Below are 19,335 nucleotides of genomic sequence, written 5' to 3'. Positions count from 1 at the left end.
GTGAAGGCACAGCTGACCCGTATCGCCGAGTAGCGACTGGTCAAGGTTACAGGAAGGCAACCGTCCGATACAAACTGGGCGGACTGCCTTCCTGCTGCCCTGAGTCAGTGGTCGGCGTCCACCGGCGGACCAGCGGGACGCGCCGCCGCGCGACGACGCTGCCTGCGTGGTGCGGGCTGTGCACCCGTGCCGTCGGGCGAGGACACCGCCGGCCCACTCGGCGCCGACGACGACATCGCCGGTTCCGGAGTGGCCTCGGGCTCCTGCGGCGACCCTGGCTCCGACGACGCTGACTCTGACGACGCAGGAATCACGAAGACGGTTCCCGCTGCCGGGGTTTCGGACACCGGGGCTGCCGCCGCGCGCGACACTCGGCGGCTACGGCGCCGCTGCGGAGCCGCGGGTTCCGAAGCCGCAGGTTCCGGTGCGACAGGTTCGGGTGCAACAGGTTCGGGTGCGACAGGTTCGGGTACGACAGCAGATTCGGAAGTCACGGCAGGCTCCACCACGGGCTCCGGTGCCGTCACCGCTTCGCCGGCCACCGCCGCGGGCGCCTCGGCGACGGCCTCTTCGCTTCCGGCCAGGTCCACCGCCGGCGCCCCCTCGGCCGCCTCCGCCGCCGGAACATCCACCGGTTGCACCGCCTCGTCACGAGGTGCGTCGTGCCCGGTCTCGTCATGAGGTGCATCGTGCGCTGCCTCGTCCTCGTGATGGTGGTGCGCCATCGCGAGAGCGACCGGATGCGCCCGCTTCACGGTGGCATCCACGGCAGGGACGACGTCCTCCTGCGCGGGCGCCGGCGACACATCCCCACCCGAGGACTTCTCGCGGCCCCGCTTCTTACGGGAGCCGCCGGAGTCGCCGCGAGTGGACCCACGTGACCCGTTGTCCTCGGAGGTCTTCACGTCGATCGGCTCGGAGTGGACGATGATTCCCCGGCCGTGGCAGTGCTCACAGTTGGTGGAGAACGCCTCGACCAGGCCGGTTCCCAGCTTCTTCCGAGTCATCTGCACCAGGCCGAGGGACGTGACCTCCGACACCTGGTGGCGGGTGCGGTCGCGGCCCAGGGCCTCGGTGAGACGCCGCAACACCAGGTCGCGGTTCGATTCGAGCACCATGTCGATGAAGTCGACGACGATCATTCCGCCTATGTCGCGCAGGCGCATCTGCCGAACGATCTCCTCGGCGGCTTCGAGGTTGTTCCGGGTGACGGTTTCCTCGAGGTTGCCTCCGGCACCGGTGAACTTGCCGGTGTTGACATCGACCACGGTCATGGCCTCGGTGCGATCGATCACGAGAGTGCCGCCGGACGGCAACCACACCTTGCGGTCCAGTGCCTTGGCCAGCTGTTCGTCGATGCGGTGTGCCTCGAAGACGTCGACCCCGTTGTGCCCGGTGTGCTGCTCGAGCCTCGGCAGTAGGTCGGGAGCCACGGACTTGATGTACGACTCCACCGTCGACCACGCCTTCTCGCCCTCGATGACGAGTTTGGAGAAGTCCTCGTTGAACAGGTCGCGAATGACCTTGACCAGTAGGTCCGGTTCTTCGTACAGGGCCTGCGGATTTCCGGACTTGCCGGCGTCCGCCTTGGCGGCCTGCTCTTCGATCCCAGCCCACTGCTCCTGCAGACGGGTGACGTCACGCGCCAGCTCTTCCTCGCTCACACCTTCGGAAGCGGTGCGGATGATCACACCGGCGTCCGCAGGAACGATGTCACGAAGGATGTCCTTGAGACGCTTGCGTTCCGTGTCGGGCAGCTTGCGGCTGATACCGGTGGAGGTGCCGCCCGGCACGTACACGAGGAATCGGCCGGCGAGGCTGATCTGCGTGGTCAGCCGCGCACCCTTGTGCCCGACCGGATCCTTGCTGACCTGCACGAGGACCTGATCGCCCGGCTTGAGCGCCTGCTCGATCTTGCGAGAGTTTCCGCCGAGGCCGGCGGCCTCCCAGTTGACCTCACCCGCGTACAGGACGCCGTTACGGCCGCGACCGATGTCGATGAACGCCGCCTCCATGCTGGGCAGAACATTTTGGACGCGCCCGAGGTACACGTTTCCGACCATGGAAGCTGACGCGGACGTGGTCACGAAGTGCTCGACGAGGACACCGTCCTCGAGAACCGCGACCTGAGTGGTGGCGTGCGGCTGCCCGGTGGCGATCCGATCACGAACGACCATGACGCGATCCACTGCCTCGCGGCGCGCCAGGAATTCCGATTCGGTGAGAATCGGCGGGCGACGGCGACCGGCATCGCGACCGTCGCGGCGACGCTGACGCTTCGCCTCGAGTCGCGTCGACCCGGTGATGCCCTGGACCTCGTCCTTGACCCGACTCTTGTTGCGGGGTTCGCGCTCGTGGACGACGGTGTTGGGCGGGTCGTCCTCGGAGACGTTCTCGCCGGACGCATCGGTGCCGGACTTACGCCGACGACGCCGACGCCGACGCCGGCTCGAACCGTCCGAGTCGCCGTCGGAGGATTCCTCCTCATCGGCCTGATCCGAATCCGTGTCGTCCGACTCAGTGGTCTCCGCCGGCTCCTTCTTCGCTGCGTCGGCGGGTTCGCGGGCGGGCTTGTCGGCCGCCTTCTCCTCCCCCGTCTGCTCGTCGGTGTCCACGGCGTCCGGAGACTCGGTGTCCGAATCGGACTCGTTGCCCTGCTCGTTCTGCTGCTCTCCACGGCCACGGCCACGGCCACGGCGCCCCCGGCGACGGCGCCGCGGCTGGTCGCCATCGCCATCGGCATCGTCAGCGTCGGTGTCGGTGTCTGTCGTTCCGGTGTCGGCCGATTTTGCGGAGGGGGCGGGCTCGTCCTGCTTCTCGGCAGCGGGTGCCTGCTCGCTAGCGGAGTCCGGTGTCCCGGCGTCACGTCGGCTGCGTCGGCGACGGGGCGTCTCGACTGCAGTGGGGTCGGGTTGCAGGAACAACGGAACCTGCGCGGCGGCGGGAGTGGTCTTCGGGGCGGGCTCGGCTGCGGGGGCTTCGACCTCGTACGCAGAGGTGGTGAACAGGTCGCGGCCGAGTTCCTTTTCCGCTCTCACCTGGTCGGGCGCGCTCGCCTCGGGAGCAGCGCGAGGTGCGTCTTCGAGTGCCGCGGCCGGCTCGGGTTCGGCAGCGGTCGGCTCGGGTTCGGGAGCAGCCGGCTCGGGGACGACTGCTGCCTCGGTCTCGCCAGCCGGCTCAGGGACGTCGACGGGCTCGGCGGGCGCGAGCCCTGTGTAAACGCGCTCGGCTACCTCACGTTGAAGACTGGACTGCGCACTGCGCAGTTCGGTTCCGAGGGCCGCAGCCTCGGCGAGAACCTGTTTGCTGGTGACGCCCAGGATCTTGGCAAGAGCGTGGACGCGAATCTTCTCCGGAAGAGCAGGAACCGTACGTCCTGCGCTGTCGGCGTTCGGTTCTGAATTTGTGGGCGGCGCTTGATCGGCCACGTAGTCTCCTCAGCCCCCGGGCGCGTCCACTCCCCTGTCTGGGAATGTCACGCGGCCACGCGAGGGCGCAGTATGTGTACTCACGCCACTTCTGTGAGCGCGAGATTGTCTGGTCTCGCTCCACACGGCGCATGCAGTGTCCGTTTTCACTGCACATCCATGTAGTGCCTTGCGGATGGCGTGTGTCCGCGACGCGAGCGCCTGATCATCCAGCATGCCGACGCGCCCAGGTACTTCCTGTTGACGCAGGGGCAGCGATGAAGGGCATCGAGCCGAGGTGTCATCCGGTCGAAGCCGCGTGAAGCACAATTGCGGTTCAACCGCCCTCAGTATCCCACACGTGTGCCGCACTCTGTGCCAGCGGCGCATCGATCCGTCTGCAACACGTTCTGGACGGACCGTCGCGCCGCGGCGAGCAGAGCTGAATCAACGCGAGGCGAGGTGCGGGAACCAGAGGGCGATCTCCCGCTCGGCCGACTCGACCGAGTCGGAACCGTGCACCAGATTCTGCTGAGCCTCGAGACCGAAGTCGCCGCGGATCGTCCCCGGCACCGCCTTTTCGACGGGGTCGGTGCCGCCGGCCAGCTGACGGAACGCGGCGATTGCCCGCGGTCCCTCGATTACCGCCGCGACGAGCGGTCCCGAGGTAATGAACTCGAGCAGGCTCGGGTAGAAGGGACGTCCTTCGTGTTCGGCGTAGTGAGTTGCCGCGACGTCGGTGGGTGCGGTGCGCAGCTCGAGTGCGGAGATCGTCAGACCCTTCCGCTCTATCCGACCGAGGATTTCTCCTACATATCCGCGGGCAACAGCATCGGGCTTGATCAGTACCAGGGTGCGCTCAGTCACGGCGGACAGCCTAAATGGTCAGTCCCGTTGTCCGGGAAGCAGGCCCTGCTCCATTCTTTCGCGCACGTTCTTCCGGAAGTAGAGAAGGTATCCCCACAGGATGGCGAAGACCACACCGACCGCACCGATCGAGACGTGCACGAAGAAGCCGAAAAGAAGCGCGACCTGCAGTGCGAGGTTGTACGTCATCGCCCAGGACCGTCCCTGCAGACCGGCTCCGACGATCATCAGCACGGCCAGACCCACCAGGTAGGTCCCCGACACCCACGTGATTCCTCCACCGACCGTGGCGACGACGGGCAGGGCGAGGAGAACAACGATCGCTTCGAGGATCAGCGATCCGGCGACCACCCCGCGGAAACCTTTCCACGGATCCTTGGCCGGCGGACCGAAGTCCGGTGCAGTCGAATCTGGCTCGTTCACGCTGGGTCCTTTCCGAAGAGGGTGCGGGCCGAACCGGCTGTCACCACAGATCCGGTGACCACGACGCCCGCACCCGATACTGCCTCACCCGGTTCGGCAACTTCCTCGGCGAGGCCGATGGCTGTCTCCAGCGCGTCCGCGAGGGTCGGGGCCACGACGACGCGTTCGTCGCCGAATTTTGCGACTGCCCGATTGGCGAGGTCTTCGATGTCCATGGCCCGAGGCGAGCCGTTGTGGGTGACCACCAGTTCGTCGAATACCGGCTCGAGCGCTGCGAGGATGCCCTCGACGTCCTTGTCGCCCATGACGCTGACGACCCCGACGAGTTTGCGGAAGTCGAACTCCGCGGTCAGAGCTGCGGCCAGCGCCCGTGCCCCGTCCGGGTTGTGGGCGGCATCGAGGAAAACGGTGGGGGCGCTGCGGACACGCTCGAGGCGCCCGGGGTTGACTACCGAGGCGAATGCAGCCCGAATCGCCTCCTGGTCGAGTTGGCGGTCGGGGCCGGCGCCGAAGAACGCCTCGACTGCGGCCAATGCGAGAGACGCGTTGCGCGCCTGATGTTCTCCGTGAAGCGGCAGGAAGATGTCCGTGTACACACCACCGAGGCCCTGCAGTTCGAGCTGCTGGCCGCCGACGGCGATCTGCCGCGCCAGGACAGTGAATTCGGCCCCTTCACGCGCGACTGCAGCGTCGACCTCCACGGCTCGGCGCAGCAGCACGTCCATGACCTCGGGCGTCTGCTCGGCGATGATGGCGACCGCATCGCGCGGCAGAAGCGCATCCTCGCGGCCCTTCTTGATGATGCCGGCCTTTTCCGCTGCGATGCCGGCGAGATCGTCGCCGAGATACTCGGCGTGGTCGAGGCTGATGGGCGTGATCACGGCGACCTCACCGTCGATCACGTTCGTTGCGTCCCAGCGCCCGCCGAGACCCACCTCCACCACGGCCACATCGACCGGTGCTTCGGCGAATGCCGAATAGGCCATCGCGGTGAGCACTTCGAACTTGCTCATCGGCGGGCCACCCGCAGCTTCCGACTGTTGGTCGATCATCTGGACGTACGGTTCGATCTCCCGGTACGTGTCGACGTACCGCCGCGGTGACACCGGTCGCCCGTCGATGCTGATCCGTTCGGTGGCCAGCTGCAGGTGCGGGCTGGTGGTGCGCCCTGTCCGCCGGTGCAGCGCGGTCAGGAGGGCGTCGATCATTCGCGTCACCGACGTCTTGCCGTTGGTCCCGGTGACGTGAATCGCAGGGTATCCCCGTTGCGGTGAACCGAGCACGTCCATCAACGCCGCGATGCGGGTGAGGGAGGGTTCGATCTTGGTCTCGGGCCAGCGTTTGTCGAGTTCCGCCTCGACCAACGCCAACTCGGCGAGATCGACCGGGCTGACTTCCTCCGGCACGGAGTCGGGCGAGGTCACGCGCCTTCCAGCTCCTTCAGTCGCTTCGTGATGCGTTCGATCTCCTCGGTGGCGATCTGCCTGCGGGTACGGATCTTCTCTACGACCGCGTCGGGCGCCTTCGCCAGGAACGCTTCATTGGACAGCTTCGCGGCGGTGCCCGTGAGCTCCTTCTCCGCCGCAGCGAGATCCTTCTCGAGCCGGGCCTTCTCCGCGCCGAGATCGACGTTGCCTGAGGTGTCGAGGTCGACGGTGACAGTGGCCTTGCTCAGGCGCACTTCCACGGACGCCGACACCTCGAAGCCCTCTTCCGGCGCCGTCAGACGCGCCAGCGACGTGACGGCGGCGATCTGGGTGCTCAGATCGGCCTCCGCGATGCCGGACACGCGCGCAGGCACTCGCTGCGAGGGCTTGAGCCCCTGATCGCTGCGGAAGCGGCGCACCTCGGTGACGAGGCGCTGCATGTCCTCGACGCGTTGGGCGGCAACAGGATCCGCCGCCACACCGGCGCTCTGTGGCCACTGTGCGACGACGATGGATTCGCCGTCCGTGAGCGCCTTCCACAGCGTTTCTGTGACGAACGGGATGACCGGATGCAGCAGCCGGAGCACGGCGTCCAACACGCTGCCCAAAACGGTTCGGGTGCTCGCGGCAACGGTGTCGTTCTCGGCGAACTGCACCTTGGCCAGCTCGAGGTACCAGTCGCAGACCTCGTCCCACGCGAAGTGGAACAGCGCCTCGCATGCCTTGCTGAACTCGTAACGGTCGAAGGCTGCATCGACATCACCGCGGACCTGCTCGAGACGGTCGAGAATCCACCGGTCGGCATCGGTCAGCTCCCCGCGATCGGGAAGCGGCGCGGGCGCAGCACCGTTCATCAGAGCGAACTTGGTCGCGTTGAACAACTTGGTGGCGAAGTTTCGTGACGATTGCGCGTGATCCTCACCGACCGACAGGTCACTGCCGGGATTGGCACCGCGGGCGAGCGTGAAGCGGAGCGCGTCGGCGCCGAAGCGGTCGACCCAGTCGAGGGGATCGATGCCGTTGCCCCGCGACTTCGACATCTTCTTCCCGAATTGGTCACGGACGAGGCCGTGCAGGAAGACATCCTCGAACGGAACCTGCGGACCCGACTTTCCGGCAGCCAGGACCTCGTCTTCGGACACGTAGGTGCCGAACATCATCATCCGCGCCACCCAGAAGAAGAGGATGTCGTACCCGGTGACGAGAACGCTCGTGGGATAGAACTTTTCGAGCTCGGGGGTCTTCTCGGGCCAGCCCATGGTGGAGAACGGCCACAGACCGGAGGAGAACCAGGTGTCGAGAACGTCGGGGTCCTGTTCCCAGCCCTCGGGGGCGCTCTCGTCCGGTCCGAAGCACTCCACCTGACCGTCGGGTCCGTACCAGATAGGGATCCGGTGACCCCACCACAACTGGCGTGAAATGCACCAGTCGTGCATGTCGTCGACCCAGGCGAACCAGCGCGGTTCCTGGCTCGTCGGGTGGATTACGGTGTCTCCGTTGCGGACCGCGTCTCCGGCCGCCTTCGCGAGGGACTCCACCTTCACCCACCACTGCAGCGACAGCCGGGGCTCGATGGACTCGCCACTGCGCTCCGAATGGCCGACACTGTGGAGATAGGGGCGCTTCTCGGCGACCACGCGACCCTGCTCGGCCAGCGCTTCACGCACCTTCACCCGCGCCTCGAAGCGATCGAGTCCGTCGAATTGCGTTCCGGTGTCGGCGATCTTGCCGGTCTTGTCCATGATGGTCGGCATCGGCAAATTGTGCCGAAGACCCATCTCGAAGTCGTTGGGGTCGTGCGCTGGGGTGATCTTCACTGCACCGGTACCGAATTCGGGGTCGACGTACTCGTCGGCGATGATCGGGATGTCGCGACCGGTGAAGGGGTGCTCGAGCGTCGTCCCGATCAGGTGCTTGTACCGCTCGTCCTCGGGATGGACGGCTACGGCGGTATCACCGAGCATCGTCTCGACACGGGTGGTGGCGACCACGACGTGCGGTTCGTCGTCGTTCAAGGAGCCGTAACGAAGCGACACCAGCTCACCCTCGACGTCCTCGAATTTCACCTCGATGTCGGAGATGGCGGTCTGCAGCACGGGCGACCAGTTGACGAGGCGCTCGGCCCGGTAGATGAGCCCGTCGTCGTACATCCGCTTGAACATGGTCTGGACGGCCCGGGACAGGCCCTCGTCCATGGTGAAACGGTCGCGACTCCAGTCGACGCCGTCACCGATGCGACGCATCTGGCCACCGATGGTCCCGCCGGACTCCCGCTTCCAGTCCCACACCTTGTCGACGAAGAGTTCGCGGCCGAAGTCTTCCTTGGTCTTGCCGTCGGCGGCGAGTTGCTTCTCCACCACACTCTGGGTGGCAATTCCGGCGTGGTCCATGCCGGGCAGCCACAGCACCTCGTAGCCCTGCATGCGCTTGCGGCGACTGAGAGCGTCCATCAACGTGTGGTCGAGCGCATGACCCATGTGCAGACTGCCGGTCACGTTGGGCGGTGGCAGGACGATGGAGTAGCCCGGCTTGCTGCTGGAAGGATCCGCGCGGAAGTAACCGGCGTCTACCCAGCCCTGATACAGGTCGGCCTCGACGGAGCTGGGATCCCAGCTCTTCGGGAGGGCATCGGCGCGGTTCTGGGAATTTTCGGGAGCTGCACTGGTCACCAGTCGAGTCTAGTGAACGCGGAGGCAGCCCTCGAACGTGCGGGCTACCGAGAGTGACCGACAGCGCTGCCGGCTGCCGACGACTGCTCCCTACCGGTCGCTGAACAATGTGAGGTGAATCTCGGTTGCCGTGGGATGGTGGGCGTCCACGGACTGCGCCGGCTCGTCGCCGTCGTGGTCTTCACGCCCGGGTGGCGTGGTTTCGACGAGCGGGTGCTGCTCGGAGAAGAGCTGCACATGTTGGTGGGTCAAGGTTTCCTCCGGTTCGTCTGCCGCAGCGGGGCCGCGGCAGTTCCGCTGATAGACGCGGATCAGGGCCGTGTACACATCTCCGGGTTCCCGAGATTCGGTCCGGCCTCTGTGTCGAGTATGCATGCAACTCGGGGTCGACCGCGCAGTTGACGCGACAACACGCGCACCAATTCGTCGTTACGGCCGCTCGGCGTCGCGCTTTGCGATCGCGAGCTGCATTTCCCAACCCCGGGAATTGTCCTCGAGCGCAGCCGCCCGTCGTTCCGCAGTCGCATACATCGCGGCGAATCCACTCTCGACGACCCGCAGCATCGTGCCATCTTCGTGTTCGGACAGAAAGAACTCGACCAGCGTGGAGTTACCGTCGTCGAGGGGCGTCTCGGGATCATCTCCCCCGCGAAACGAGACGTAGTGCGGAGCGTCGGCACGGACGGGCAGAACCGGAAATCGTCCGTACGGCGGGTAGCTGACGACGAAGACGTCGCCCTCACGAGTGATGGTGCGTTTACTCGGATCGCCGTCGCCGATGAACCAGCCGGGCTCGCTCACCAGCTGGTACACCCGCTCGATGGGGGCCATGATCAGGATCTCGCGTTCGATCCGATCAGTCGACACATCGGAACTGGTCATGATGATCCTCACCTCGACGCGTATGTGCTACCTCACGGTTGCACATCGGCCCGCTGTGCGCAACCCCGTGGTTGCACTGGCGACTTGCTGTGGATCGCCCCTACGACGAAAACCGCACCGCACCCATGACGGGCGCGGTGCGGTCTCCGACGACGGTGTCAGCCGAAGTGGGCCAGCAGGGCGTCGCGCTGGCGGTCACCGAGGCCACGGAGGCGGCGGGTCGGGGCGATCTCGAGGTTCGCCATGATCTCCTGAGCCTTGACCTTGCCGATCTTGGGCAGGGCTTCGAGGATGGCGCTGACCTTGGTCTTGCCGATGATGTCATCCACATCGGCCTTGGACAGGACCTGCTTGAGCGTGACGTCACCCGACTTGAGCTTGCCTTTGAGTTCTGCACGCGCACGTCGAGCGGCTGCGGCCTTCTCGAGAGCTGCGGCCCGCTGTTCGTCAGTGAGCTGGGGAAGTGCCACGATGTCTCCTTCATTTCGGGGTGCTTATCGAACACCGTAGCGAGAGAACCGCTACTTCACGTCATCCAGCCGACGTGTCGCGCATTGTGTCCGAATTGCGCACGTCCCGATCGGCGCCTCGACGAGAACCGCCTCGGGGATCTCCGGGCCCGACTATCCCAGGATCTCCGGCAGTGGCGCCTCTTCACCGAGGACGTGTTCGGACAGGAACGACAGCACCACCTGATACCACAGTTTCGCGTTCTGCGGGCTGAGGATCCAGTGGTTCTCGTCCGGAAAGTACAGGAAACGGTGCTCCGTGCGGCCCTCGTCGTCGGCGGGCAGTCCCGACTCCGACAGCAGTTCGAACCACAACCGCAACCCGTCGCCGATCGGAACGCGGAAGTCCTTGTCGCCGTGGATGACCAACATCGGCGTCACGATGTCGGCGACGTAGAGGTGGGGTGAATTCTCCACTGCCATTTCGGGGGTCATCTCCCGTTGCCAGTACCAGGCGGCGTCCGTGGTCGGACCGAACTGATCCAGCGCCCACAGGCTCGCATGGGTGACGATCGCCTGGAATCGATCAGTGTGCCCCGCAATCCAGTTGGCCATGTAACCACCGAACGATCCACCCATCGCCGCCGTGCGCTTCTCGTCGATTTCGGGCAACACCACCGCCGCATCGGTGATCGCCATGAGGTCGGTGAACGGCGCCTTGCCCCACTGCCCCCAGCCCCGCTGGACGAACTCCTGTCCGTAACCGGTGGACAGGGCCGGATCGGGCAGGAGAACCGCGTAGCCGCGCGCCACCAGCAACCACGGGTTCCAGCGCCACGACCACGTGTTCCACGAACCGAGCGGTCCACCGTGCACCCACAACGTCAACGGGACCGGCGCGTGTGCGGACGCGCCGTTCGGCAGGGCCAGCCAGGCACGCACCGGCACCCCGTCGTCTGCAACGGTCTCGACCTCGGTCAGTGATCCGGGGAGCTCGGGGAGGTTTTCCGGTGCCTGCAACAGCGTGGCCGCCCCCGTGGCGAGGTCGACGCGCACCGGGTGGGGCGGGGCCGCGTACGACGCCCGCAGTGCGAACACCGCGGATCCGTCCGGGGCCACCTGAACGTCGGTATAGGCGGAATCGTCCGTAGTCACCCGTCTCGGCTCTGCACCTTCGCGGACGACGAAGAGGGGCGCGCGCCCGTTGTCGTCGGCCGTCAGCACCAGCCCCGACCCGTCGGGTAACCAGTTCACGGAGGTGGCCCAGCGATCCCAGCCCGGTGCCACGTCCGTCACAGTTCGTGTACCGAAACTGTAGCGGTGCAAAGTGAACCGGGGCGCACCCTCCGGAGTGGCGTGCGACTCCCTGCTGAAGACCACGTGCTCACCGCCGGGTGAGATGACCGGATCCGACAGGTCGGCGGCGGGATCGTCGACGAGTATCGTCCGATTCCCTGTCTCGGTATCGATACGCACGAGGATCGTCCGGATGGACGCAGTCGGGGCCGGGACCGTCCAGGACGTGACGACGAAGGTGCCGTCCTCGCTCAGCGCGTAGTTCGCCTCACGCAGGGCAGGGCCGGGCATCGACGTGAGGTCGATCAGCTCGGTTTCCACCTCCTCGTCCTGCGACCTGTCGCCCAGCGTCCCGGACAGCAGGTGAGGCACTTCAGGTCCGAGGTCGTGGTCCCAGTACCGGATCGGGTACCCCGAGTGCAGGATGGCGGACACCTTTTTGTCCTTGCGTTCGGCACGCACGCGCTCGTCCTCGTCCTTCTCCCCTGACCGCCCCAGCACGCCGGTGGTTACGACGAACCGCGGTGCACGCCGCGCCGCCCGCACCCCGGTGATACCTCCACCCCGCCGGGCGACTACCGCCGCCTCGCCGCCGCCCGCGGGGAGCCGCCACAGGGACTCGGGTAATTCCTCTTCGTCCTGGGTCGGCCGCGAGGACGTGAAGAGGAGGTCACCGCTACTGGTGAACGCCGGATTGGCCTCACCCGTTCGCCCTCGTGTCAGTCGACGTGCCGCCCGCTCTCCACTGGGATCGATCTCCCACAGGGCGGTGACATACTTGGTGGCTTTCGCGTCGAGTGTCGACTGCGCGAGGACGAGACGACGCCCGTCCGGGGACAGCACCAGACCACCGAGGCGGCCGAGAGCCAGATAGTCGTCGAGATCGTCGAAAGGAGTTCCGGCGTGAAGTTCAGGAATCGCGGTCACAGTTCGTTGGTACCACGGACGCGCGGCGTGTCGTCGGACATCGCCGAGCGTCGCGCCGACTACCGGGCCGCGAAAAGGTCACGATCGCGCGCAAGGAGTCAGTCGATCAGCGGTGTGATCCGCGGCGGGATTTCGGACAGCGCATAGGGCAGGCTCAACACCGTACTCCAGGCCATCGCCTCGGCGGCGGCATCTTCGAGGATGATGGTGCGGCCTGCTTCGACGACGCCGAGTTCTTGGTAGATCGGCGTCTTGGCCAGTTCGGCGCGCAGCTTGTCCCCGTAACCACCACCCGCGTACCAGACGAGCAGATCCACATCCGCCAACGACAGCTGCTCGGTGCTGATCTCCGCAAAATTGCCGGTGATCTGCTGGGTGACAGGAGGATTGACGAAGCCGAGGTCGGTGAAGAATCGAACCTTCGGGTCTTCCGGCCCGTACACCCCGAACTGTCCCGGACCCTTGAGTGCGCCCACCAGTACGGTCTTGCCCGCGAAAGCCGGGTTGGCTGCTCGGACGTCGGCGTACTGCTTCTCGACCGCGGACACCAATTCGGCTGCCTTGTCCTCCCTGCCGAGGGCCGTGCCGAGAACGCGCGTCTGGTCCTGCCAGGGAACGCCGTAGTCCGCGAAACCCAACGGCTGCGCCACGGTCGGCGCGATGGCACGCAGTTTGTCGTACTGGGCCTGCGTCAGACCGGAGTAGGTGCCGACCACCAGGTCGGGCGCCACCGTCGCGACCTTTTCGAAATCGATGTTGGTCGACGCGGTGCCGACGATCTCGGGCTGGGAGTCGCCCAGCAGGTCCTGCGCCCAGGGCCAGACTCCGTACGGGTGGTCGCCGTACCAGTCGAAGGTGCCTACGAGAGTGCCACCGAGAGCGAGAATCGTGTCGTGATCGTTGTAGCCGACGCTCACGATGCGTTGCGGATCGACCGGCACCTGAGTCTCGCCGTACTTGTGCGCGACCATGGGCCCCGAGGGCTCGTCAATGGTCTCGCCTCCGGAACTGCTGCACGCCGCAGCGAACGCAAGTAACGCTCCCCCGGTTCCGACGAGGAAGCTGCGGCGGCTCAGGCCGGCTCTCTGTTGACCCAGGTTCATGCAGGCGACCCTCTCGTCCACCAGGCGAAATTTTCGCGCGGTCCAGGCTTGGCGAGCCTATCCTAAGGGATCACGCTGAGGTTCTCGCCACATCGCCCACACGGCCGGGCCACCGTCCGGGATCCGAATCTCCCGCGTGACCTCGAAGCCGAAGCGTTCGTAGTACGGGATGTTGCCCTCCTTGCTCGATTCGAGGTAGGAGGGAAGCCCTTCCGCGTCACAACGGTCGAGTCGCGACTGCATCAGCGCCGTGCCGTAACCGCCACCACGGCCGGCACTCGACGTCCCGATAGTCGCGAGATACCAGTGCCGCGGATCGGCCGGATGGGCGGAGTCGATGGTTCCGCTCACCGCCGCGCCGACACCCAGCCGCCCACCGAACGCCTGCACGAGGCGCGGAAGGCTGAGAACCGAAGACCATGTGGACTGCTTCCACCGCCCGGGCGGGTCCCACATCGCGGCGCCACGGACGATGCCGTCGGCGTCCATCGCCAGTTCGGCCCCTCCCCCGGCGAGGTGGTGATACCGCATATCGGCCGCGAAGAGCAGGGGCAGTCCGCGTCGTCGGCGAGCTGGATCGGGCCACATCCACTCCATGACGGGGTCGTCGAAGAAGGCATCGGCGAGCACCTGGGCCGACTCGGAAACGTCTTTTCTGGTCACAGCTCGAACGCTCACACCCATGCGTCGAGGGTACGGCCGCGAGGCTCTCGTCGGCGCAACTTCGAGCGCGTCGTTTCCCACTCCGCAGAGCCGGCCGACACCCACCGAACCTGAACGAACGGGACGTCCGTTGCGTCAGATCGAACGAACGTCCCGTTGGTACGACGCGGGCGAGGAGGAAAGGAGAGCCGAAACTCGGATGTGGTTCCACGGGTGAGCAATCCGAATGCGGGAGCCCCGGTAGTTCACCACCTCAGAGCGTGATCCATGTTGCGAAGGCACGACCGAGTTCGCGCTCGTCCGCTCCGTAAGCTGTGGTCGCGGTCCACACCTTGCGGCCCTCCGAGCCGACCAACCGACCCGTGATCACGCAGTCCTCACCTGCCTCGGGCAACGCCGATACCTGGGCGGTGATCCTGCCCAGCACCATAGGCCGATCTTCGATCGGCGCCGCCCAGCCACCGGGGCAATCGAGCGCTGCCCACACGAAAGCCGTCTGCCCCGCGAGGTCGGGATCGACGTGCCACACGCATGCGGTGCTGCCGTCGTCGATCCGGCCGGGGAACAGGCGCATGCCGTCGCCGGCAGCGCGATCGGGTCCGCACACGAAACACTGCGGAAACGGATGATGGTGTCGGCCGGGATAGGTCTCGGACGCGGCGAGGGCGACATCGAGACTCACCGCCGGGACCTGCCGGGGCGCGTCACCAGAACCCGGCTGAGCTTCGGCAATCATAGTACCGTCAAGGTCCTGCGCAGTAGATTGCCCGTCACCCCTCACCACCTCCAGCGGGACTTCCAGCGGTGGTGGTCTGCGCAATGTCACGGTCACCGGAGTCGTAGGAGCCCCGTCGTGGTCGAGCGTCGAAGCGAGGAGCCCGGCGACATACCCGCCGTTCCCCGAAGCTGCGGGTCCGCGGAATCGGTAGGGCACGAACAGGACCATGGCGTCCACGATATCGCCGGACCGAGGGCGGCGTCAGACCCTCACGTCAGCTCATGCCCTGCCTGAAGCTCCGGAGCAGTCGCGCGCCGAGGAGGAGGACACACACCGCGAACACTGCCGTCACCAACGAGATGCGCGCTGTGCCGGTCAGCGCAGCCGCACATACGCGGTGGAGCTCTTCTCCTGGAACAGCATGTCCACCGATCGATGTGACCGAAAGATCGCCCTGAGGGGTGGGAGAGAACGGGGATCCGCATGCCACGAAGGCACTGTTCGAACTACCCAGCGGATAGTCGAGTGAACCGAAATACCACGTGGCACTGATCCACAGCAGGAATGCAGCGAGAAAGAACGTCGCGGCCGCGCGAAACGGGAATCGGCGGCGGCGCGAGGCTCGCCCGGGCGGGTCTGCAGTCACGGCCCCATCGTCCCATTGCCCATCGCCACCGTGTCCACCATGACCCTCCCCATCGTCCCGTTTGTGGTGAAAAGCGCAGTTCCGCATACCCATTGTCCGCTCCGGTCGCACTGCCGGGGAAAGTTCGCGGGATCATGGGCGGCATCGGCGGGAGCGGCGCACCGAACGTGCACGCCCGACCGCACACTCCGGGCCCGATTACTCCCGGCCGCCGCGCAACCGGGTCTACGGTGGGTGTACGACACCGGGAGAGTCGCCGACATGTCGAGGCGGGAAGGTCTGCAATGACTGATGACGACGCGCATCTGCAACCAGTTGTCGCTGCGGAATTCTCGGCACTTGCCGACCAACTCGAGACACTTGCCGATGCACGGTGGGACACGCCGTCGCTCTGCGACGGGTGGCGGGTGCGTGAAGTCATTGCGCATGTGACCATGGCGGCGCGCTATTCGGGCGACGAGTTCATGGCCAGGTTGCAGGACTGCCACTTCGACTTCACTCGGTTGTCGAACCAGATCGCCGCAGAGGATGCTCGACTCCCCACCGCCGACCTCGTCGCCGGCCTCCGCTCCGAGGTGATGCAGCACTGGACTCCGCCTGGTGGCGGTTACCACGGCGCCCTCAACCACGTGGTGATCCACAGCCTCGACGCCACCGTGCCACTCGGGTCCACCCGCCGCATTCCGGACGAGGCCATCCGGGTGGTGCTCGACGACCTCACACAGGGCGGTGGACACGCCCGCTTCGGCATCGATATCGAGGGCCGGCGGCTATCGGCTACCGACATGGACTGGACTTTCGGGTCGGGCAACGAACTGTGCGGCTCCGGTGAAGACCTCGCCCTCGTGATGTGCGGCCGGACGGTGCCGGCGGGACGAGTCGCGGGCCTACCGCTGTGACACCCGCGGCTCGACTATGGAGCGGGCACATTCATGGCTTCGATCGAATTTGCGGATTACACCGTGGCGTCGACCAGCAGGGTGGCGCCTGTTGCAGCCTGCACTTCGTCGATGCTGTGGCCCGGCGCGGTCTCGACGAGTCGCAGCCCGTCCGGCGTCACGTCGATGACTGCGAGATCGGTGACGATCTTCTGCACGCACCGCTTGCCTGTATAGGGCAGCGTGCACTCCTCGAGAATCTTGTGCTCACCCTTCTTGGTGAGGTGGTCCATCATCACGATGACCTTGCCTGCGCCGTGGACGAGGTCCATGGCTCCGCCCATGCCCTTGACCATGGCCCCGGGAACCATCCAGTTGGACAGGTCGCCGTGGCTGCTGACCTGCATGGCGCCGAGAACGGCCACGTCGACGCTGCCACCGCGGATCATCGCGAAAGAATCGGATGACGCGAAGAACGACCCACCGGGCGACACGGTGATGGTTTCCTTGCCCGCGTTGATCAGTTCGGGGTCGACCTCGTCCTCGGTGGGGTACGGCCCCACGCCGAGGATTCCGTTCTCCGAATGCAGGATGACGTCCTTACCGGCCGGGATGTGGCCGGGAATCAAGGTGGGCATGCCGATGCCGAGATTCACGTACTGTCCGTCTTCGAGTTCTGCGGCGACTCGGGCTGCCATCTCGTTCCGCGTCCAGCTCATGCGCGCACCGTCCTGTTCTCGATTCCTGTTTCCTGCCTGCCCACCTCGACCACGCGCTGCACGAAGATGCCGGGTGTGTGTACTTCGGCAGGGTCGATCTCACCGGGCTCGACGAGGTATTCGACCTGCGCGATCGTGATGTGGCCCGCGCCCGCGGCATCGGGGTTGAAGTTGCGGGCCGTCTCCCGGTAGACGAGGTTGCCGAGGCGGTCACCCTTCCACGCGTGGACCAGCGCGAAGTCGGTGCGGATGGCCCGCTCGAGGACATAGGCCTCGCCGTCGAATTCGCGGGTCTCCTTCGGCTTGCTCGCGACGGCGATTCCGCCCTGCCCGTCGTAACGGATCGGCAGCCCGCCTTCGGCGACCTGGGTCCCGACACCGGCGGGTGTGTAGAAGGCGGGGATGCCCGCTCCCCCGGCGCGCATGCGCTCGGCGAGCGTGCCCTGCGGGGTGAGCTCGACCTCGAGCTCTCCACTGAGATACTGCCGCGCGAATTCCTTGTTGGCGCCGACGTACGAGCTGATTGTGCGCCGGATCCGGTGCTGTTCGAGGAGCAGACCTAGACCGAAGCCGTCGGTGCCGCAGTTGTTGCTGACTGTCTCGAGGTCGGTCGCACCCTGCGCGAGGAGGGCGTCGATGAGGGCCGAGGGGATACCGACGAGGCCGAAGCCGCCCACTGCGAGGGACGCTCCGTCGGGGACATCGGCAACGGCCTCGGCCGCCGTTGCGAAGACTTTGTTGACCATGTGACCCAGGCTACCGCAAAATGTTCGAGTAGTGAACACTCATCCACATTGCGAACAAGTCTCGGCCCGCCTGTTGGCCTCATCACAGAACACGACTACTATGTGCGGATAGCGGCCGACTGTTCACATCGAGAACGTGAGGATCTGTTTCATGCTGCATCTGCCAGCCCCGTACCAGGCCGGGCACGAAGCCAATGCCCCGCTGCTGTTCCCCGAGTACAAGACGACCCGGCTGCGCAGTCCCGAGAACGACCTGATCCTGATCCCGCAGCGACTCGGCGAGATCACCGGTCCGGTCTTCGGCGAGGCCGACGTCGCCAAGGGTGAGAACGACATGACCCACGCCAACGGCGGCGAAGCGCAGGGACAGCGCATCATCGTCCACGGCCACGTTCTCGACAGTGCGGGAAAGCCCATACCCGACACTCTCATCGAGGTGTGGCAGGCCAACGCCGGCGGCCGCTACCGCCACAAGATGGACTCTTGGCCGGCCCCGCTCGACCCCTACTTCAACGGTGTCGCCCGCTGCCTGACCGACAAGCAGGGCCACTACGAGTTCACGACCGTCAAGCCCGGCGCCTACCCGTGGGGCAATCACCACAACGCATGGCGACCGGCACACATCCACTTCTCCCTGTTCGGTCAGGCGTTCACCCAGCGACTGGTCACGCAGATGTACTTCCCGGACGATCCGTTCTTCTTCCAGGATCCGATCTACAACTCCGTGCCCGAAGCGGCCCGCGAGCGGATGATCAGCACGTTCGACTACGACCACACCCGCGAAAACTGGGCAGTCGGATTCAAGTTCGACATCGTCCTACGCGGTCAGGACGCCACCCCGTTCGAGCAATCGGAGGGCCACTGATGATCGACACCCAGAACCCCGACGCCCCCCGCTACCCGGTCTTCGCCAGGAGCCAGGACCAGGTTCCTTTCGGCGTCACCCCGTCCCAAACCGTCGGCCCGTACGTCCATATCGGCCTGTTCCCCACGTGGGAGAACAGCGGCGACGCCGTACCGGAGGACGCGCCAGGACGAATTGACGTGTCTTTCAACGTCATCGACGGCGCAGGTCAGCCCATCGGCGACGCGATGATCGAGACCTGGCAGGCAGACGCGGCGGGCCGCTTCAACAGCCCCACCGATCCCCGTGGTGCCGCAGAGGCGACCCCGGCCGGATTCCGCAGCCTGGCACGCGTGTTCGCCGACGAGTACGGCACGACCGTGGTGCACACGGTCAAGCCGGGCACATTCCCCGCCGAGGACGGCGCCGTCGAGGCACCGCACATCAACGTCGGACTGTTCGCCCGCGGCATGCTCGAGCGTCTCTATACCCGGCTCTACTTCCCCGAGGACACGGACGCGCACGCATCGGACCCCGTGCTCTCCGCCGTCCCCGAAGCGGACCGTCCGAAGTTGATCGCCGAGAAGACCGATCGCGGATACCACTTGACGATCCACGTGCAGAATGCGGAAGGACGGGAAACACCGTTCTTCGCCCTGTGACCGATCGGT

At 66.1% G+C, this 19,335-nt stretch carries 18 protein-coding genes; 3 read left to right on the top strand and 15 right to left on the bottom strand.

What is annotated here, in order from left to right:
- Positions 1 to 104: 104 nt before the first annotated feature.
- The 13 genes from NOF53_RS06335 to NOF53_RS06275 all read right to left on the bottom strand — a co-directional run bounded on the left by NOF53_RS06335 (position 105) and on the right by NOF53_RS06275 (position 15,477).
- A complete protein-coding gene (locus NOF53_RS06335; protein ID WP_255966462.1) occupies positions 105 to 3,428 on the bottom strand; it encodes a translation initiation factor IF-2 N-terminal domain-containing protein in 3,324 nt (1,107 codons plus the stop codon).
- 426 nt (positions 3,429 to 3,854) lie between these two features.
- On the bottom strand, positions 3,855 to 4,274 hold the full coding sequence (ndk, locus tag NOF53_RS06330; RefSeq protein ID WP_255966460.1) for a nucleoside-diphosphate kinase: 420 nt from the start codon (positions 4,272 to 4,274) through the stop codon (positions 3,855 to 3,857).
- 18 nt (positions 4,275 to 4,292) lie between these two features.
- Entirely contained in the window at positions 4,293 to 4,697 is a 405-nt protein-coding gene (locus NOF53_RS06325) for a DUF4233 domain-containing protein (RefSeq protein WP_255966458.1), read from the bottom strand.
- Positions 4,694 to 6,121: a bifunctional tetrahydrofolate synthase/dihydrofolate synthase gene (gene folC, locus NOF53_RS06320; protein WP_255966456.1), complete on the bottom strand. Its 1,428-nt coding sequence runs from the start codon at positions 6,119 to 6,121 to the stop codon at positions 4,694 to 4,696. The genes NOF53_RS06325 and folC overlap by 4 nt, the downstream gene beginning before the upstream one ends.
- Entirely contained in the window at positions 6,118 to 8,793 is a 2,676-nt protein-coding gene (locus NOF53_RS06315; protein WP_255966454.1) for a valine--tRNA ligase, read from the bottom strand. The genes folC and NOF53_RS06315 overlap by 4 nt, the downstream gene beginning before the upstream one ends.
- Positions 8,794 to 8,883: 90 nt before the next feature.
- Positions 8,884 to 9,120 carry a hypothetical protein gene (locus NOF53_RS06310; RefSeq protein WP_255966452.1) on the bottom strand — a complete coding sequence of 79 codons (237 nt, stop codon included), beginning with the start codon at positions 9,118 to 9,120 and terminating at the stop codon, positions 8,884 to 8,886.
- A 102-nt stretch (positions 9,121 to 9,222) separates the two neighbouring features.
- On the bottom strand, positions 9,223 to 9,675 hold the full coding sequence (locus tag NOF53_RS06305) for an SRPBCC family protein (protein ID WP_305086527.1): 453 nt from the start codon (positions 9,673 to 9,675) through the stop codon (positions 9,223 to 9,225).
- Between the two features lie 158 nt (positions 9,676 to 9,833).
- Positions 9,834 to 10,145 carry an integration host factor, actinobacterial type gene (gene mihF, locus NOF53_RS06300; RefSeq protein ID WP_255966451.1) on the bottom strand — a complete coding sequence of 104 codons (312 nt, stop codon included), beginning with the start codon at positions 10,143 to 10,145 and terminating at the stop codon, positions 9,834 to 9,836.
- Positions 10,146 to 10,298: 153 nt separating this feature from the next.
- Entirely contained in the window at positions 10,299 to 12,347 is a 2,049-nt protein-coding gene (locus NOF53_RS06295) for a S9 family peptidase (RefSeq protein WP_255966449.1), read from the bottom strand.
- 98 nt (positions 12,348 to 12,445) lie between these two features.
- Positions 12,446 to 13,450, bottom strand: coding sequence for an iron-siderophore ABC transporter substrate-binding protein (locus NOF53_RS06290; protein WP_255966447.1), 1,005 nt, complete (start codon positions 13,448 to 13,450; stop codon positions 12,446 to 12,448).
- A 57-nt stretch (positions 13,451 to 13,507) separates the two neighbouring features.
- Positions 13,508 to 14,134, bottom strand: a complete 627-nt coding sequence (locus NOF53_RS06285) for a GNAT family N-acetyltransferase (RefSeq protein ID WP_255966446.1) — start codon at positions 14,132 to 14,134, stop codon at positions 13,508 to 13,510.
- A 232-nt stretch (positions 14,135 to 14,366) separates the two neighbouring features.
- A complete protein-coding gene (locus NOF53_RS06280) occupies positions 14,367 to 15,059 on the bottom strand; it encodes a hypothetical protein (RefSeq protein ID WP_255966445.1) in 693 nt (230 codons plus the stop codon).
- 46 nt (positions 15,060 to 15,105) lie between these two features.
- The gene (locus tag NOF53_RS06275; protein ID WP_255966444.1) at positions 15,106 to 15,477 is read right to left on the bottom strand and encodes a hypothetical protein; all 372 of its coding nucleotides are present in this window, start codon (positions 15,475 to 15,477) and stop codon (positions 15,106 to 15,108) included.
- A 284-nt stretch (positions 15,478 to 15,761) separates the two neighbouring features.
- Here NOF53_RS06275 and NOF53_RS06270 point away from each other — a divergent pair, with 284 nt between their 5' ends.
- A complete protein-coding gene (locus NOF53_RS06270) occupies positions 15,762 to 16,376 on the top strand; it encodes a maleylpyruvate isomerase family mycothiol-dependent enzyme (protein WP_255966443.1) in 615 nt (204 codons plus the stop codon).
- A gap of 56 nt (positions 16,377 to 16,432) precedes the next feature.
- Here NOF53_RS06270 and NOF53_RS06265 read toward each other — a convergent pair whose 3' ends face one another.
- Positions 16,433 to 17,074 (bottom strand): CoA transferase subunit B, encoded by a 642-nt coding sequence (locus NOF53_RS06265; RefSeq protein WP_255966442.1) that lies wholly within the window; start codon positions 17,072 to 17,074, stop codon positions 16,433 to 16,435.
- The gene (locus NOF53_RS06260; protein ID WP_255966441.1) at positions 17,071 to 17,820 is read right to left on the bottom strand and encodes a CoA transferase subunit A; all 750 of its coding nucleotides are present in this window, start codon (positions 17,818 to 17,820) and stop codon (positions 17,071 to 17,073) included. Before NOF53_RS06260 ends, NOF53_RS06265 begins: the two co-directional genes overlap by 4 nt.
- A 151-nt stretch (positions 17,821 to 17,971) precedes the next feature.
- Here NOF53_RS06260 and pcaH point away from each other — a divergent pair, with 151 nt between their 5' ends.
- Both pcaH and pcaG read left to right on the top strand, forming a co-directional pair.
- The gene (gene pcaH, locus NOF53_RS06255) at positions 17,972 to 18,685 is read left to right on the top strand and encodes a protocatechuate 3,4-dioxygenase subunit beta (protein WP_255966440.1); all 714 of its coding nucleotides are present in this window, start codon (positions 17,972 to 17,974) and stop codon (positions 18,683 to 18,685) included.
- Positions 18,685 to 19,326 (top strand): protocatechuate 3,4-dioxygenase subunit alpha, encoded by a 642-nt coding sequence (gene pcaG, locus NOF53_RS06250; protein WP_255966439.1) that lies wholly within the window; start codon positions 18,685 to 18,687, stop codon positions 19,324 to 19,326. The genes pcaH and pcaG overlap by 1 nt, the downstream gene beginning before the upstream one ends.
- The last annotated feature ends 9 nt before the right edge of the window (positions 19,327 to 19,335 follow it).

The organism is Rhodococcus tibetensis (genome assembly GCF_024438035.1).
Taxonomy (GTDB): Bacteria; Actinomycetota; Actinomycetes; order Mycobacteriales; family Mycobacteriaceae; genus Rhodococcus_F; species Rhodococcus_F tibetensis.
The sequence above is the reverse complement of the archived record's forward strand: the minus strand, read 5'-3'. Positions and strand labels throughout refer to the sequence as shown.